At 57.1% G+C, this 16407-nt stretch carries 19 protein-coding genes; 10 read left to right on the top strand and 9 right to left on the bottom strand.

The genetic code is table 11. The features are described 5' to 3' along the window. The first annotated feature begins 35 nt into the window (after nt 1–35). Nucleotides 36–1241 carry an aldose 1-epimerase family protein gene (locus CKW09_RS12460; RefSeq protein WP_095097544.1) on the top strand — a complete coding sequence of 402 codons (1206 nt, stop codon included), beginning with the start codon at nt 36–38 and terminating at the stop codon, nt 1239–1241. A 55-nt stretch (nt 1242–1296) separates the two neighbouring features. Here CKW09_RS12460 and CKW09_RS12465 read toward each other — a convergent pair whose 3' ends face one another. The 3 genes from CKW09_RS12465 to CKW09_RS12475 all read right to left on the bottom strand — a co-directional run bounded on the left by CKW09_RS12465 (nt 1297) and on the right by CKW09_RS12475 (nt 4273). Beyond that, a complete protein-coding gene (locus CKW09_RS12465; protein WP_061795376.1) occupies nt 1297–2301 on the bottom strand; it encodes a GlxA family transcriptional regulator in 1005 nt (334 codons plus the stop codon). A gap of 77 nt (nt 2302–2378) precedes the next feature. Beyond that, nucleotides 2379–3158 (bottom strand): MBL fold metallo-hydrolase, encoded by a 780-nt coding sequence (locus tag CKW09_RS12470; protein WP_061795293.1) that lies wholly within the window; start codon nt 3156–3158, stop codon nt 2379–2381. A gap of 179 nt (nt 3159–3337) precedes the next feature. Beyond that, the gene (locus CKW09_RS12475; protein WP_095097547.1) at nt 3338–4273 is read right to left on the bottom strand and encodes a LysR family transcriptional regulator; all 936 of its coding nucleotides are present in this window, start codon (nt 4271–4273) and stop codon (nt 3338–3340) included. 97 nt (nt 4274–4370) lie between these two features. Here CKW09_RS12475 and CKW09_RS12480 point away from each other — a divergent pair, with 97 nt between their 5' ends. Continuing rightward, nucleotides 4371–4805: a DMT family transporter gene (locus CKW09_RS12480; RefSeq protein ID WP_061795291.1), complete on the top strand. Its 435-nt coding sequence runs from the start codon at nt 4371–4373 to the stop codon at nt 4803–4805. Between the two features lie 9 nt (nt 4806–4814). Continuing rightward, nucleotides 4815–5294 carry a DMT family transporter gene (locus CKW09_RS12485; protein ID WP_095097549.1) on the top strand — a complete coding sequence of 160 codons (480 nt, stop codon included), beginning with the start codon at nt 4815–4817 and terminating at the stop codon, nt 5292–5294. Here the strand turns inward: CKW09_RS12485 and CKW09_RS12490 are convergent. Together CKW09_RS12490 and CKW09_RS12495 are read right to left on the bottom strand one after the other, a co-directional pair. After that, nucleotides 5291–6289 carry a quinone oxidoreductase family protein gene (locus tag CKW09_RS12490; protein ID WP_231922035.1) on the bottom strand — a complete coding sequence of 333 codons (999 nt, stop codon included), beginning with the start codon at nt 6287–6289 and terminating at the stop codon, nt 5291–5293. The two genes, CKW09_RS12485 and CKW09_RS12490, sit on opposite strands and share 4 nt — an antisense overlap. Before the next feature lie 112 nt (nt 6290–6401). Further along, on the bottom strand, nt 6402–7055 hold the full coding sequence (locus tag CKW09_RS12495; protein ID WP_061795289.1) for a hydrolase: 654 nt from the start codon (nt 7053–7055) through the stop codon (nt 6402–6404). A gap of 150 nt (nt 7056–7205) precedes the next feature. Here CKW09_RS12495 and CKW09_RS12500 point away from each other — a divergent pair, with 150 nt between their 5' ends. The 3 genes from CKW09_RS12500 (at nt 7206) to CKW09_RS12510 (ending at nt 9194) form a co-directional block, all read left to right on the top strand. Beyond that, on the top strand, nt 7206–8111 hold the full coding sequence (locus tag CKW09_RS12500) for a LysR family transcriptional regulator (protein WP_095097552.1): 906 nt from the start codon (nt 7206–7208) through the stop codon (nt 8109–8111). A 111-nt stretch (nt 8112–8222) separates the two neighbouring features. Further along, on the top strand, nt 8223–8720 hold the full coding sequence (locus CKW09_RS12505; protein WP_083950337.1) for a GNAT family N-acetyltransferase: 498 nt from the start codon (nt 8223–8225) through the stop codon (nt 8718–8720). A gap of 171 nt (nt 8721–8891) precedes the next feature. Further along, the gene (locus CKW09_RS12510; RefSeq protein WP_231922036.1) at nt 8892–9194 is read left to right on the top strand and encodes a hypothetical protein; all 303 of its coding nucleotides are present in this window, start codon (nt 8892–8894) and stop codon (nt 9192–9194) included. A 248-nt stretch (nt 9195–9442) separates the two neighbouring features. Here CKW09_RS12510 and CKW09_RS12515 read toward each other — a convergent pair whose 3' ends face one another. From CKW09_RS12515 to CKW09_RS12525, 3 genes are all read right to left on the bottom strand, one after another. Continuing rightward, complete coding sequence (locus tag CKW09_RS12515; RefSeq protein WP_095097555.1) at nt 9443–9883, bottom strand: NUDIX hydrolase; 441 nt, start codon at nt 9881–9883, stop codon at nt 9443–9445. A 203-nt stretch (nt 9884–10086) separates the two neighbouring features. Then, nucleotides 10087–10494, bottom strand: a complete 408-nt coding sequence (locus CKW09_RS12520) for a DUF2000 domain-containing protein (protein WP_061795286.1) — start codon at nt 10492–10494, stop codon at nt 10087–10089. A gap of 6 nt (nt 10495–10500) precedes the next feature. Beyond that, the gene (locus tag CKW09_RS12525; protein WP_061795285.1) at nt 10501–11391 is read right to left on the bottom strand and encodes an AraC family transcriptional regulator; all 891 of its coding nucleotides are present in this window, start codon (nt 11389–11391) and stop codon (nt 10501–10503) included. Nucleotides 11392–11581: 190 nt separating this feature from the next. On the opposite strand from CKW09_RS12525, the gene CKW09_RS12530 reads away from it, so the two are divergent. Together CKW09_RS12530 and CKW09_RS12535 are read left to right on the top strand one after the other, a co-directional pair. Continuing rightward, the gene (locus CKW09_RS12530; protein WP_095097558.1) at nt 11582–12007 is read left to right on the top strand and encodes a DUF2231 domain-containing protein; all 426 of its coding nucleotides are present in this window, start codon (nt 11582–11584) and stop codon (nt 12005–12007) included. A gap of 11 nt (nt 12008–12018) precedes the next feature. Next, nucleotides 12019–13320, top strand: a complete 1302-nt coding sequence (locus tag CKW09_RS12535; protein WP_095097560.1) for a PQQ-dependent sugar dehydrogenase — start codon at nt 12019–12021, stop codon at nt 13318–13320. A 53-nt stretch (nt 13321–13373) separates the two neighbouring features. Here the strand turns inward: CKW09_RS12535 and CKW09_RS12540 are convergent, their stop codons facing one another. Then, nucleotides 13374–14246, bottom strand: coding sequence for a LysR substrate-binding domain-containing protein (locus CKW09_RS12540; RefSeq protein ID WP_061795283.1), 873 nt, complete (start codon nt 14244–14246; stop codon nt 13374–13376). 110 nt (nt 14247–14356) lie between these two features. Here CKW09_RS12540 and CKW09_RS12545 point away from each other — a divergent pair, with 110 nt between their 5' ends. Together CKW09_RS12545 and CKW09_RS12550 are read left to right on the top strand one after the other, a co-directional pair. Beyond that, nucleotides 14357–15736, top strand: a complete 1380-nt coding sequence (locus CKW09_RS12545; RefSeq protein ID WP_095097563.1) for an NAD-dependent succinate-semialdehyde dehydrogenase — start codon at nt 14357–14359, stop codon at nt 15734–15736. 206 nt (nt 15737–15942) lie between these two features. Continuing rightward, the gene (locus CKW09_RS12550) at nt 15943–16374 is read left to right on the top strand and encodes a DUF2946 domain-containing protein (RefSeq protein ID WP_095097566.1); all 432 of its coding nucleotides are present in this window, start codon (nt 15943–15945) and stop codon (nt 16372–16374) included. Nucleotides 16375–16407: the final 33 nt, after the last annotated feature.

Raw genomic sequence — 16407 nt, forward strand, 5'->3', positions numbered from 1 at the left:
GCTTAAACCTTTCAGCTAACGATAAGGACGACATCATGAAGAAGTTGGTTTCACTCTCTGCAGTTATCTCGTTGATTTCATGCGCAGTAAACGCTCAGACCTTTGTATTGACCGATACTGAAAAAGGCATAGAACAAGGCAACTGGCAGACCGATAGCCAAAAGCTGAACATTGCCGGGCCTCGTTTCAGCCTGCAACAACAGGTGCTGCGCGGCGGTAAACAGGAGGGCACCAAGGTACTCACCTTAACCAGTTCGGGGCTGACCATTACCCTCAGCCCCACCCGGGGGATGGATATTTTGCATGTTGAGGGTTTTGACGCCCGTCTGGGCTGGGATTCGCCGGTCACCGAGGTGGTCAATCCCGCTTATATCAACCTGGAGAGTCGCAACGGATTGGGGTGGTTGGACGGCTTTAATGAAATGATGGTGCGCTGTGGCTATGAATGGACCGGGCATCCCGGCGTCGAAAACGGCACGCTGTATACGTTGCACGGCCGCGCCGGCAATACGCCGGCCTCCAAAGTGGTTGTCGACATCGCCGACGCGGCCCCGCATGAAATCCGCATTCGCGGACTGCTGAAAGAAAACACCTTCAAAAAGAGCAATTTGGAAACCTGGACCGAACTGCGCTATACCCCGGGCTCGCCGACGTTTTCGATTCATGATCGTGTGACTAACCGTGCGGATTACCCGCGTGACTATCAAATTATTTACCACAGCAATTTTGGCAAGCCGTTGCTGGAAGAAGGAGCCGTCTTCAGCGCGCCCATCAAACAAATTTCACCGTTTAATGACTATGCCAGGGCCGGGCTGAAGAATTGGGCGACCTATCAAGGGCCGACCAAAGGCTTTGACGAAATGGTGTTTAACATCGAACCCTACGCGGATGCGCAAGGCAAAACGCTCGCCATGCTGCATAACCGGCGCGGAGACCGCGGGGTGGCGATAGGTTTTGATACCCGGCAATTGCCGCTGCTGACGCTGTGGAAAAATACCGACACCGAGCGCCAGGGCTACGTAACCGGCATCGAACCGGGTACCAACTATGCGTATCCGGTGAAAATTGAACGGGAACAGGGGCGCATCAAACAGCTGCAGCCGGGACAAAGCACCGATTTCGACCTGAGCTACACCTTGCTTAAAGATGCCGAACAGGTGGGCGAGTATCAGAAAAAAATCAAGGCGCTGCAAGGAGACCAATCACCGAAATTGGTGGAAACGCCGATTGCCGTAGAATAGCGCCCGGCGATGAAAAGGGGGCTGCGGCCGGTTGCAGAGTAGCCGATAATGAAACTCACCGACGGTGATGAGCTTTAGCGGCGTCGGAGATCCTTTCCTGATTGAGCGGTGTCGGTCCACGGAACGCCCGGCGCCATTCGCGTGGGCTGACACCGAATCTAGCCTTAAAACTCTGCCGGAACGAAATTGGCGACTGAAACCCGGCCAGTTCGGACACGCTTTCAATGCTGTTGGCCGTGGTTTCCAGCAACTCCTGGCTTCTTTGAAGGCGCTCTGCGGTCAGCCATTCTCCAGGCGTGGTGCCGGTGGCCTTGAGAAAATGACGCGTCAGCGTGCGCCTGCTCATGCTGACAAACCGGGCCAGTGAGTCGAGATCGTGCGGCTTATCCAGATTGCGTCGCAGATAGTCCATCAACGCATTCATGTTGCTGTCCCGGGTTGTAACAGGAATGGGGCGCTCGATGAACTGGGCTTGCCCACCTTCACGGTAGGGGGGAATAACCATCCTCCGCGCTACCCTATTGGCGATTGCGCTGCCGTAATGATCACGAATGACGTTCAGACAGCAGTCGATCCCGGCCGCGGTGCCGGCTGAAGTAATAAGACGTTCATCATTGGTATACAGCGCGTTTCTGTCGAGACGAACCGCGGGAAAGCGCCCGAGGAAGTCGCTTTCGAATTCCCAGTGCGTGGCGGCCCGATGCTGGTCCAGCAAGCCGGAATAGGCCAGCACGTAGGTGCCCAGACAGAGGCCAACCACCTCGGCCCCGCGTTGCCATGCGCTTACTAGCTTATCGAGCAGCGCCTGAGAGGGCCTTTCATCAGGATGGCGCCAGTAAGGCACGATAACGATGTCTGCAGCATCAAGCTGTTTCAGCCCCTGTTCCACGTGAAGGGGCAAGCCTATATCGGACATCACCTCGCCCGGTTTTTCGGTGCAGATATCCAGCTGGAACAAATCCGGCTCCGGCATGGCGGAACCAAACACTATGCAGGGCACTGAGAAATGAAATGGACTGAACCCATCGGTAACAATTACAGCAACTTTCAGTGCGGACATGTTTAACCTCGCCGTCGTTATTTTCTGCCGCTTTACGGCCCTGATGAAACCGGCTGACAACCGGCCGCGGCGGTTTATCAGAAAATCATGCTTTCACCATCTTCCGGAATAATAACCCGATCTTCAATACCCTGTTCCAGGCTGTATGCACGCAGTTCGGCGCGGGTCAGCAGGCAATGGTTTATCGATTCCATATGCGAAGCCACGACGATCGCGGCCGGCAACATCTGCAGCGTGCGCCGCGTGTCTTCTTTACCCATAATGATTGGGCCGTAAGTATCGTTGATGGCATACCCCGTATTTAACACTACGATGTCCGGCTGGAAACGTTGCAGGCTTCTTGCATAAGGCTTGACCCAAACGGTATCACCAGCAATATAAAGCGTTTTTTCATCAGGATGCGTGAACACCAGGCCACAGGCATCCCCTAACAAATCGCCCCATAGAGGGTCGGCATACAGTTCGTTGCTGCCGTGCTGCCCGTCGGTTTTGAAAATGACCAGGCCGTCAACGAAACGGTTTTCACCATCAAGCACCCGGACATGCTGAAAACCTTGTGAACGAACCAGGGCCGCGTCGCTTTCATTTTGGGTATAGATAGGCATATCTTTGGGAATCGATTGTTGCGCAGCCTCATCCCAGTGATCTGTATGAGTATGGGTAATGATAACCGCATCGACCGCCAGCAGTTCTTCAATAGCCACAGGCAAAGCGACCATCGGGTTGCGCAGATGCGAACGCGCATTGCCGGCAAAGCCATCCCAGGCCTCTTTTTCTGCAAGCATAGGGTCGATAAGGAATTTTTTTCCGGCATATTCCAGCACAAGCGTGGCATTGCGGATTTGCGTTAATTTCATCTTTGCTCCGAAAAATCCAGGTCGTTGTAAAATGCCGCCTCCGGCGTTGGCGGCGGCGTCGAGGCACTTACTCTAAGAGATATGTGCGACGAACCGTGACATGAACTCAGGGCACAATTCGATGAAATCGGGTCAATCGTTGGCCGGATGCGTTAATCGGGCCCCGCGCAGCCGCAGACTCAGTCGAACTGCCAATAAAGCGGCGCGCCGTAAACCTCGACAAAATAGTCGATCACCGCCCGGACATTGAGCGGCGGATGACGGGCATGAGGATATATGGCGGCGATCTGCAGCGGCTCGGTGTTGATTGCCGCCTGGTAATGCGGCATCAACCGGACCAACTCGCCCTTTTTGATGCTGTCGCCGATCAGCCAGTCGGGAAACAGCACCATCCCCATGCCGCCAAGCGCGGCGGTCAATAACGATTCCGCATTGTTGGAGATAAGCAACGCAGAAATCGGCGAGTGGATCCAGGCGCCGTCGGGCTCCCGGAACAGCCAACGGTTCGGGCCTGACGAGCCGCGGTAGACCAGCGACCGGTGATGATGCAAATCGGCCGGGGCGGCCGGCTCCCCGTGCCGTTGCAGATAGGCCGGAGAAGCCGCCAGATGATAACGCTGCGTACCGAAAACCCGGGCATGGAAAGAGGAATCGGTCAGCGCGCCAATGCGGAAAATGACGTCCGAGGCTTCGCGGTGCGGATCGATATAGTCGTCGGTCTGCGTCAGCTCAATCGCCAGGCGTGGGTAGCGGCGGGAGAGGGCCGGCAACCAAGGGGCGATATGACGCTGGCCAAAGAAAACCGGCGCGTTGATCCTGACGGTGCCCGCAGGCTCCAGTGACCTGTCCAGCAGCTCTTTGCGCGCCTCACTCAGCTGCTCGGTCATGGCGCGGGCATACTCGACGAATAAGCGGCCGGCTTCAGTCGGGATCACCGCTCGGGTATTTCGATAAAACAGCTGCTGGCCCAGCGCGTCTTCAAGCTGAAGAATAACGCGTGAAATCATCGAGGCGGAGACGCCTTCCCGCCGCGCCACCACGGAGAAGCTTTGCGCTTCGAAGACGCTGATAAAAAATGACAGGGCGCGAAAATTAATGGTGCTGGAATCATGCATTATCTCGGATCCTGCAAAGGTGTTTCCTGAATTATACCGTTTTTCAATACTCCACGTTGCCTTATCATCACGGCGAATTCACGAGAGGCTTGTTTCTATGCAACTTTTATTGATATTGCTCGTCGTTGCCGGCGGGATGGGATTGTCGGTCGAGGCCGGGTTATTAGGGCCGCTGGGCAGCGAGGTTGGCGACTTATGGGCGACGTTCAGCATTTTTGGCGTCGGCGCCGCGCTGACATTCCTGTTGATGCTGTTCTTCAGCCCACGCAACAGCCCGTCGTTCTTTGCACAGCCGGGATGGCAGCTGCTGGGCGGCGTGCTGGGGCCGGTTTACGTGGTTATTCTGACCGTGGCGGTGCCCCACATCGGCATCGCGATGACGATGATTGGCATTTTGGCCGGCCAGGTATTCAAAAGCCTGATTATCGATCACTATGCGTTGTTTGGCGCCGGCTATCGGAAAATTGACAGCAAGCGAATGATTGCGCTTGTTTTTATTATTGCCGCTCTGATGCTGGTGGCGAAAGGCTGAGGTGAGTTTATGACTATTTTAATGATAACGTTGGCGTTTATCGGCGGGGCGGTTCTGAGCATTCAGGCGGCGATCAATGGGCAATTGGCGAATAAGGTCGGCGTGTTTCGCAGCGCTTTTCTGACCTTCGCCTTGGGCGCTTTGGTTACCGGCCTGTTGATTTTCTTTTTTGCCCCCAAGCAGGCCGTCACGCTGGTGGACGTGCCTAAGTGGCAGCTGCTTGGCGCGTTATGCGGCGTGCCTTATATCGTTATTATGGTGCTGGCCGTTCAGCGCATCGGTGCGGCGGTGGCGACCGTGGCGGTGATTTTCGGCCAGCTGGCGATGAGCATGATTATCGATAATTTCGGCTGGTTGGGTAATGAAGCGATCCCGTTCTCGCCGACGCGCCTTGGTGCCGTCGCCTGTCTGGGGATTGCCCTCTATTTTATCTACTCGGGCAACAAAACCGCAGCGGCACCGGCAAAAATGGCCCTGAAGCGCCGCTAAGCCAAGGCTCCCTGGCGCGGCAGCAAGATAACCCGGCCGAATGGCCTGCCATATTCGGCGTAGGCGTGAGCCGCGGCCGCTGAAGCCAACGGAAATTGCTTGTCCAGGAAAACCCTGAACTTCGATTGGGCGACTTGCGAAAGCAGGGTATCCACAGTGGCGCTGACTTGCGGAACGGTGAATTTTGTGCCCATAAAAACGCCGAAAAGCGCCTGATTTGCCTGCAGTGCAGGCCAGAGGTCGAGGGTGAGATCCCCGCCTCCGGCATTGCCCACGAACACCAGCCGGCCATCCGATGAGAGCGCCCTCAAAGAAGCGGGCAGCGTTGTACCAACCGGATCGACAACCAGCTTGGCGCCCTCGCCGGCGGTTAATTCGAGCACGGCTTCAGCGACATCGCTGCGGTGATGATCTATCACGTGATCAACACCCAGCGATTGTAGCGTTGACAATCTATCAGCACCGCTTGAGACGGCGATAACCCTGGCTCCGGCATTTTTCGCCAGCTGCACCGCAGCCAAGCCGACACCGCCCGCGGCCGCCTGAACCAGCACGGTTTCACCGGCCTGAAGCGCGCCCCGCGCGAAGAGGCAGTGATAGGCCGTGCCGAATGAAATCGGCACGGCGGCTGCTTCAGCTAAAGCGACGCCGTCTGGCACCAGCCAGGTTTGATCAACGGGCAGGGCGCGCAGGGAGGCATGCGAACCGTCACTTGCAAACCCCGTCACACGATCGCCGACCTTGCGTGAGGTGACTTGTTCCCCCACCGCAATAACCGTTCCGGCAGAGGCATAGCCGACGATGTAATCAGGTTTTGGCGGCGGCGTTAATCGCCGATTGAAAAGGTCGCCGCCTTCTATGGAGATGGCCTCCACGTCGATCAATATATCCGACGCGCTCAGTTTAGGGTCTGGAACCTCTTTGTAGTTCAGAACTTCGGGTGCTCCGCATTCGTCATAGACCGCCGCTTTCATGGTTTTCTCCCGTTTGAACATCAGCAACCGCGCCTGGCTCGGCATCGCGTCATTCGGAACAAGCCTGGAATGGCGAGCTGTCGCTTGTTGAACAGGGCGCGCATGCCAGGCTTGTCGACCTATCTTACCGGCATCAGCGCCCGGTGCCAGGCGCCGGGGTGTTGAGCAACTGTTGCTCCCACAGCAAGGCGATGCCGCTGCCACCCACATGGTATTTCAGTATATCCGCCAGAGCAGCCGCATGCTCGGTACGGGCCCAGTCTCGCTGCCACTCGGACGCGACCGCCAGCCAGGTCATTATGTTCGCGCCGGCGGCGATCATGCGCTGGATAGCGACTTCATGGGCCTCGACGGACACTCCGCCCGAGGCGTCGGTAACGACGGTCACATCCCATCCTTCGCCAAGCGCCTGTATCGCCGGCATCGCAACGCATATCTCAGTCCACAGACCCGCGATGATCAGCTGTTTGCGGCCGGTCGCCTTGACCGCATCGACCACTTTCGGATCTTGCCAGGTATTGATAAAGGTTCGGTCGATGACCTGCTGTTCGGGAAACACCTCCGTGATCTGAGGAAAGATCACCCCGCCGCGATCGGCAATCACGCTAGTCAGGATGGTCGGAACGCCAAAGGTCTTGGCGGTCTTCGCCAGCGCCGTCGCATTATTGACAACCATCTGCGGCTCGTGGCTGTTCAGGTTAGCCAGTTGGTAAGGTTGGTGGTCAATCAATACGAGTACAGAGTCTTCGGGGCGGAGAAGCGAATCAAGGCCATTACGAAAGGTCATTGTTGGTTTCCTCTGTTGTTTTAGTGGGATGGGGTTTCCAGCAACATGCACCTGCGGCGACGTTTTCTGGAATCAGTATTGTGCTGCCCGCATATTTGATAGGGTAGTGCCATTCTGTGGAAAGTCGTGTTGCACGATGGGGAACGCTGAATGAACATTGAAGAACTGCAGACATTCGTCGACATTGCCGATGCCGGCGGCATTTCTGCCGCGGCGCTTCGGCTCGGCGTGTCCAAGTCGATCGTCAGCCGCCGGCTAGCGCGGCTTGAAATGGAGCTGGGTACCCAGTTGCTTACGCGCTCTACCCGGGGAACGGTTCTTACAGAAGCCGGGGCTGCGTTTCGGGACTATGCCGCCAGGGTCTGCGTTGAGATCGAGGTGGCCAAAGAGACGATTTCTCCCGATGGCGAGCTGCGTGGCCGCCTGCGGGTCGCCGTGCCGATTTCCTTTGGTCCGACGCACTTCGCACCCGTGATAGCGGAAATGGCGCGCCGGCATCCGTTGCTTCACATTCAAACCAGCTACAGCGACCGTTTCGTCGACCTGATCGCGGAAGGTTACGACTGTGCGATACGGGTGGGTTATCTAGCGGATTCCAATTTGATTGCGCGACGCATTGGTCCAATTTATGGCCGGCTGGTCGCAAGCCCAGACTATATCAAGACCCATGGCCAACCCGAAAAGCCTGAAGAACTGATCGCCCACCAGGCGCTGATGCAAGGCACGGAGGCCTGGCAGCTTACGGATGGCGGCAAGACCATCACCGTTCATCCCCAGGGGCGCTTCAAAGCCGACAACGGGGTAGCTCTGGTGGCAGCGGCACTCGCCGGGCTCGGCATCGCTTATCTGCCAGATTGCCTTACCCACGAACATATCGCCGCGGGAAAGCTTATCCCACTGATGGCGCGGCATTCACCTCCGCCGGCGGGCGCCTATATCATCCGTCCGCCAGGGCAGTATCCTGCACGCAGGATACGTGCGCTGACCGAAATCCTGATCGAGCATTTCAATCATTCGCCATACTTTGCGGGAACCCAGCAAAAAACAGCCTTATGACAGTGGCCAATAGGGAACCGGGCAGGTGACGGCGCGCTGGCGCAGAGCGGCAAGCACCATGGCAGGTGACAATGTCACTGCATTATGTTAAATTCCAGGTGGTGCGTATAAGTGAATAACTCCATATTATTTAGGCAATTAGATGAAGATGACGCGGATGATTTTCTGGCGTTTCGCCTGAGCGCGTTGCAAAACGCCCCTGAGGCTTTCGGCATGCTTTACCAGGAAGAGTTGGCCAGAAGCCGTCAGGATACTGCCAACCGGCTCAAAAACAGGCTGGTTGTCGGTGCCTATCAGCACGATTCGCTCGTCGGCACTGTTGGTTTTAATCAGGGGGAAACGGCAAAAACCCGACACAAAGGCTATATCTGGGGGCTTTACGTCAGTGATAAACACCGAGGTTTGGGGATAGGCGAACGGCTTATCACGGAATTGCTCGCGCGGTTGGACCCGCAGGTAGTACAGATTACGCTTTCGGTAGTAAAAGAAAACCGGTCGGCCATCAGCTTGTATCAGCGCGTCGGCTTTACTTGCTACGGCGAAGAACCCCGGGCATTAAAGAATACCGATGGCTACAGTGATGAAGTGCTGATGTATCGGCTGATTTAGGGGGGTTTTACGGTGCGTTTTGGCGAAATCTGCAAGTATTATGATAGCCAATTCATTTCAGATTTCACGTAGCGCGATCAAAAAAGGAGGGCGTTTTGACCGATCCCACCGGGATTTTGCCCGTACTGCAATCACTGGAGGCTCGGCTCCATCTGCCGGCGACGCGTTGCGATGCGAATATCGTCGACGAATGCAGAAACCGGCCGTTCGGGACAGTGCTATGACAAACGACAAACCGTTGCCGTGCTGCAAATGGAAATTGACCATCCGCAGATTTTCGCCGAGGAGTTCAGGCTGGCGATGATTGCCGAGGGCGTTGCGTTGTTGAGGTATCAAAGTTTTCAACGTGATGCCGACGGCAAGGTGGTTCGTCGCACAGCGCGTTCGTCAATCTGGCTGCTATCGCCAGCGGTCGTTGGCAGCTGCGTTTTCATCAGGGCACGGCGATCGATGAGTGAGATCAGAAAGGTCTAAACCAGGACCACGGGCAAGGATGCGCCTGAGCAAATTCTGCAGAAGAAACTGGCAAGAGATTGAAGGTGAGGAGAGGCAGAGCCTGGAGGAACGGCCCGGTGCGTACCTTTCGATTCAATTTAACATAATATACATTATGCGCACCTAGATAGGAATAGGTGAAATCTGAGGTTCTGGGCTTTGTTCATGCCTTATCCGGATTACCCACCGTTCACCGGCATTCAGCGCCCTGGTGAGATTTAATCGGATTAAATCGAATCGAGTATCTCAGCGATGTTTTGCGGATACACCATTTCATCCGTGGTTCTCAACCCATCGGCACTCCACCAGTCATGCTCAGCGATCACGTTCTTTTCCTCATCGCTCCAACCCTCAGTGTTGATCTCGCGATGACTGACTCGCACAACGTAAAACTTTTCCTGCGCTTCAACCCATTCGCCGTTCGGTAACCGCATCGCGAAATTTCTTTGCGCCACGGGCTGGCCAACGTCACGGCGTACCATCCCCGTTTCTTCCTGCAGCTCTCGGACAGCCGCTTGCTCATAGGATTCACCTTGCTCAACGCCGCCGCCGGGCGTTGCCCAATATGATTTTCCCGCCAGCGCGTCCGAACCGTGCGTGAATCTGAACAGTAAAACCTTTCCTGCAGGTTCGATAATCAAAAGTCTGGATGCCGGCCGCGATCGCATAGCTTTTCCGCCTATAGCCACTGTGTTTACATTGTGATGAACGGACATGTTTTTACCTGATGCGACGAAATCACCCTGCTTTTTGATCGCGCTGCGTAGGAACCGGCTAAACGTCCTTTATTTAACATAATTTCGTGACGTCGTCACAGCATCTCGGCGGCCGCCCGGCTCTGTTCATGGCAGCCGCCTACCTCAATCCCCGCTTACCGATGCAATGCCATTCCCTTGATGGCCTTATCTACCGCCTTTTTGGGGCCATGGATTGCCAGGCCGACCAGGTCCAGATTGTCCGGCCGTTCGGCAAGGAACACCTGCCGATTGGCTTCATCATGCCCGGTTGAAAACATGGCGTGCACATAAGGAATGAGCGTCAGCTCGCGTTCCAGCCCCTTGCGATGCGCGCCCTGCAGCTTGGCCAGATCCGCCTCGAAGATCAGCATAGGCTGGCCGGAAATGCTGCCGTACTGGCGCCCCAGCGAATCCACATAGCGTTCGCCAATGATTTCAGGCGCTGCGGCCGCAATGCCGGTGGCGAGAAACGCCACCACGTTCAATCTTTGCCAGGCCGGCAGATCATCACGCACGATAAAGGCAATTTTGGTATCGAACATCTTGTATCACTCTCCGTCATACTTAAAACAGCATGTTCGGAGATCGCGCGCCGATCGGTATAGAACGTTTGTGCACTGGCGCTGATAGGCCGCCGGTGACAGCCGGTAGGCGCGTTGGAACCAGCGCCCCAGGTGGCTTTGGTCGGCAAACCCCACCTGCAGCGCGGCCACGGCGGGCTCAGTCCCCTGAGCCAGCAGCAAACGCGCGGCGCGCAGGCGCAGGCGCACCAGATAAGCATGCGGCGATTGCCCAAAAGCCTGCTTGAACTGCCGGCTGAGACGGAATCGATCGATGCCCGAGTAACGCGAAAGCGCCTCCAGCCCGATATCATCGGCCATCCGCTCGTGCAGGTAATCCCTGACCAGATTCATTTGAACGAGGGAATCGTTCCGTTGAGACGCCGGCCGCAGATGAATATGGCGCGCCAAAAGCGTCATCAGGTGGTCCAGACCCTGATCGCGCGCCAGGCGGCCCTCCCGGTGATGAACGGCAAAAAAAGCCTGCTGTATCGCCGTGCTCAGCAAGGGATCGTCGGCGAGCGTGTTGCGAAAAGCCGCTTCGATCGCAGAGATATCGCCCAGGCCGCGGCGCTGCATGAGGTCTGATACCCAGGCCTGCGGCAGATAGAGCATCGCATAGGTAAAGCCCTCGGCCTCGGGCGCGTGGCCGTCATGCACCGCGCCGGGCTCGATGAGAATGGCTCGGCCGGGGCGGCTGGTGTGCAACGCGCGATGGCAATTGAAGCGTTGCAAGCCTTGCTGCGTTACGCCTACCAGGAGCTCGTCGTGATCGTGCGGATCGTAAGCGTGGCCGCGAAAATGCGCGTGTACGCTTTCGATGCCGGTTTCATCATCGCGCTGGAGCCTGACCCAGTCTCTGCCCCCCGCCGTCTTCATTAGACAACTCCCCAGCCGAATCAATGTGAATAGCGAATAAGGTTATTTTATGTCCGCGTAAGTTAAATTTAAACGCTAAATGTTTAACATCCGGTGCTAAAAAATCGTCGCAAATTGTTCAAACCCGCGAAAGTGAACAATGCTTTAAAGGCTGCAATCCTTTAAAAATCATTTTCATGGAGATACCTGAATGACGACGCAAGCAACAGCACGGCACTCAGCATTCGCGCTAGCGGTTTATGAATGGCTGAATCCGCTGCCTTATGGATTTTTTACGGCGGCGATGATTTTCGACATCATCTATGCCTGCAATGCGGAGATCCTCTGGGTACAGGCCGCCAGCTGGCTGATCGCTATCGGCCTGGTCCTGGCCATTATCCCGCGCCTGATAAATCTGGTTCAGGTATGGGTTGGCGCATCCCGGCCGCCATCCTCGCCGGTAAAGCTCCATTTCTGGCTGAATTTGCTGGCTATCGTGCTCGCCATCGTCAACGCCTTCGTGCATAGCCGGGACGCCTACGCCGTTGTACCGCAAGGTGTTGTTCTGTCGGTAATCGTTGTCGTTTTACTGAGCATCGCCAACATACTGCTGGCCGTCGGCGCGCGCGCAAAATAAGGAGATTCCACATGAAAATAACCACCATGGCGATCGCCATCTCAGCCACCTTGATGCTGGCCGGCTGCGACAATAAAGCGGCTATCGATCCTGAGCGGCAGATAGGGCCGGATCCCGAGTTGCCTGCGGCGCAGAACTTTTTAATGCCGCCCATGCAGGTTCCAAAAGGCGTAGGCTGGCAGGCGGATCAAATGCCCAAGGTCGCCGCAGACCTGAAAATTGAAAAAGTGGCGGACGGCCTGCTGCACCCGCGCCAGCTGCTGACCCTGCCCAACGGCGACATCCTGGTGGTGGAGTCCAACGGGCCCGGCACCGAGGCCGTCACTACGCCCAAACAGCTGATTGGCGGGCTGGTCAAAGGCCAATCCGGCAAGGGCGGCAAAGGCGGCAATCGCATTACCCTGCTGCGGCAAACCGCCGAGGGGCAATGGGAAAAACACCCTTTCCTGCAACACCTTAACTCTCCGTTCGGCGTGCAACTGGTCGGCAATACGCTGTACGTCGCCAATACCGACAACATCATGCAATATCCCTATCAGTCAGGGGAAACGCAGATTACCGATCCCGGCAAAGTGCTGGCGGACCTGCCGGGCACCATCAACCACCATTGGACCAAGGCATTGCTGGCCAGTCCGGACGGTAAAAAGTTGTATGTCGGCGTCGGCTCCAACAGCAACATTACCGAAAACGGTCTGGCGGTTGAGTATCGCCGCGCGGCGGTGCTGGAAGTCGATACCGCCTCAGGCGCCAGCCGCATTTTCGCCAGCGGGTTGCGTAACCCTACCGGGCTGCAGTGGGAGCCGCGGACCGGCAAACTGTGGGCCATCGTCAATGAACGCGACGAGATTGGCGCCGATCTGGTGCCCGATTATCTCACCTCGGTGCAGGACGGCGGCTTCTATGGCTGGCCTTACAGCTATTTCGGGCAGCATATCGATCATCGCGTGAAACCGCAGCGCCCGGATCTGGTGGAGAAAGCCATCAAGCCGGACTATGCCATCAGCTCGCACGTGGCGCCGCTTGGCCTGCTGTTCTATACCGGCGAAAACTTGCCGGCCGGCTATCGTGGCGGCGCCTTTATCAGTGAGCATGGCAGCTGGGATCGTTCGCCGCTGAGCGGTTATCGGGTGGCCTACGTCGCTTTTGAGCAAGGCAAGCCGGTCGGCACCCCCAAGCCGGTGGTGACGGGCTTTGTCTCTGACGATGAAAAAGAGCTGCGCGGCGCCCCGGTCGGGCTGGCAATCGACAAATCAGGCGCGCTGTTGGTGGCGGACGACGTCGGCAACAGCGTCTGGCGCGTCAGCGCAAAATAAGCCGCTGCGGGCGTTGCCCAAGGGCAACGCCCTTTATTTAATCAGTGACATCGTCACCTGTGTGGTTCGGTGAGCCAGGCTTCCAATCGCATGATGGTTGCCGCTTTCGGGCTGGCCGGGTTCCACACCAAATAATAGGTCAGGTTTCCACAGTCCCATTGATTTTCGTCCATCGCCATCAGCGTGCCGGCGTTGAGCTCATCCTCGACCAGCACTCGCTGCGCCAGTGCGATGCCTTGCCCTGCCAGCGCAGCCTGATAAGCTAACGCCGAGCTTTCCATGTCGCGCCGCCGGGTCAACGTCGCCATGTCCACACCGTAGGCTTCGCACCACCGTCGCCAGTCATCCGGGCGACCGCGCACCATCAGCAGCGTCTGTTGCGCCAGATCCGCCAACGCCAGCCTCGCCCCGCCCGCCTCCGTAGGGCGGAAAACCGGCACCAACAGGTTTTTGACTAACGCCGCGGCGCGATTCGGTGGCCAGTCGCCCTCACCCAGTCGAATTGCCGCGTCGCAGTCTACCCCGTCGTCCCACTCGGACGCCGTCGTCAACCGCACGTCAATATCAGGATTGGCCAGCTGGAAGTTAGACAGCCTGGGGATAAGCCAGCGAGTGGCAAAGGTGGTGAAGGAATGCAGCCGAATCACCGCGCGGCCGGCATTGCGATAAAGCTGTTGCCCGGCGCGGCGCAGGCCGGCGAAATGCTCACTGATTTGCTGGAAATAGACGCTGCCGGGCGGGGTCAGCACCAGGCCGCGCCCATGCCGCTGAAAAAGCGCGGTGCCGAAATGCGCTTCCAGCAGGCGAATTTGCCGGCTTACCGCGCCAGGCGTCACCGACATGCCCTCGGCGGCGGCTCGTACGCTGCCCGTTCTGGCCACGTACTCAAAGGCTAGCAATGCATTTAACGGCGGGAGATCGCGCATCAGCGTTGACCATTTAGTTTTTCTCAACAATCGGGTGATTTTAATCGATTGTGGCTAAAAAGCTAACGCCGCATTATCGGTGGCGTCAACCTGCTGAGGAATCACGCCTAATGATTGAAGTCATCAACCCTGCCGACGGTAGCATCGTCGGCCAAGCCTCGTTTATGAATAACGAACAAGTGGCGGCGGCCATTACCCGTACCTGCGACGCATTTCCGGCCTGGGCGGCTAAAACCGCAAAACAACGCAGCGATCTGTTGCGCGGTTGGTACGAGCTGGTCCGTGCGGACCGGCAAATTTTCGCCGAAATCATGGTGAAAGAGAACGGCAAATGCTTGAGCGAAGCCCTGGGGGAGATCGAGTATGGACTGGGCTTTATCGAATGGTATGCCGAGGAAGCCAAGCGCCTGAACGGAGATATTCTGCCCTCCCACGATCCCGATGCTTCGGTGCTGGTGATGAAAGAACCGGTGGGCCCCACGGCCGCCATCACGCCGTGGAACTTTCCGTTCATGATGATCACGCGCAAAATCGCTACCGCGCTGGCGGCTGGTTGCACCATGATCATCAAGCCGGCGGAGGAAACCCCGTTAACCGCCTACAAACTGCTGGAATACGCCCGGCGCGCGGGCATTCCGCCAGGGGTTTTTGAGATGGTGACCGGCGATGCCAACGCCATCGGCGAAGCCTTTACCCAGGATCCGCGCATACACAAAATCTCATTTACCGGCTCAACCCGCGTTGGCAAACTGCTGGCGCAAGCCTGCGGCGCCACGCTGAAAACCATGACCCTGGAGCTGGGCGGCAACGCGCCGTTTATTGTTTTCGACGACAGTCCGATCGAAGAAGCGGTCGCCGCTCTGGTCAGCGCCAAATTGCGCAACTCGGGCCAGGTGTGCATTTCACCTAATCGCATTTTCATTCAGGATGGCATTTACGAACGGTTCCTCGATCAACTGGCTGCCGCAGTGGCCAAAATTCGCGTTGATCAGGGGATGCAACAGGAGTTTGTCGTCGGCCCGCTCATCAACCGGGCGGCGCTGGATAAAGTCGTTTCATTGGTCGATGATGCGGTCGGGAAAGGCGCCACGGTGCGGCTGGGCGGAAAGCCGCACGAGAAAGGTGGCCTGTTCTACCCGCCAACCATACTCTGCGGTCTGGACGAGACGTTTGCCGTGCATAACACCGAGATTTTCGGGCCGGTGTTCGCGATTTACCGCTTCAGCGACGAGGAGGAGGCCATCCGCAATGCCAACAATAGCGAATATGGCCTGGTGGCCTACGCCTGGACACGCGATCTCGGCCGGGCGTTCCGCCTGTCGAAACGGCTGGCGGCCGGAATGGTGATACTGAACTCCGGTTCGGTCGGCAGCGCCTCGGTGCCGTTTGGCGGCATCAAGCATTCCGGCTATGGTCGCGAAGGCGGCCACTATGGCATCGAAGAATATGTGCATGTGAAATACGTGCTGATGGCGGGCCAAAACCGCTAATCTCTGCCGGGAGAGCGTCAATGTGCCGCTCTCCCGCTTATTTTTCCGGGCATATTTTATGCCGGAAAAATTAATCGGCTCATTATTCAGACAACATAAAAATATATTAATCTACACGCCGTTGACCCGGCATAAAATGTTTTAACATTTGCAGCATAAACCAGTACAATTACCTACCCTATGTTAACCCTGTATTTAGGTTAAATGTGTCGTTAATTCAGACCAATGCATCGCGAAGCCTGGCGCCCGCCTGGTTAGGGATCTTTGCTATTCTGATGCTGTTCATCGCTCCGGTGGTCTCGCGATCCCTGGAGCATGCCCGCGTCGGCAGCGCTGAAACGACCGTCATGGCGGATTGCGGCATGGAAATGCCGATGCACCATCAGCCGGTGCCGCCGCAGGCGCACGCTGGCGCCGGCAGCCACACCATGGCGATGATGATGGACGACAGCGCCTGCGGCTACTGCGTGCTGCTGATCCACGCGCCGCTGCTGGATTTGAGCGGCGCGCCGCTGTTCTGGTCCGGGTCGCTCACCTCCCGCCCGCCGCCGATATACGCCATATTCCCTTTATTTGCCCACGTCATTCATACCGAATTACAGCCCCGCGCCCCGCCCGCGTCTTTCCCGCTGATTTAAAAATAGCCGTACCGTCGCCCTATTATTTCCGTT

The organism is Serratia ficaria (assembly GCF_900187015.1).
Lineage (GTDB): Bacteria > Pseudomonadota > Gammaproteobacteria > Enterobacterales > Enterobacteriaceae > Serratia > Serratia ficaria.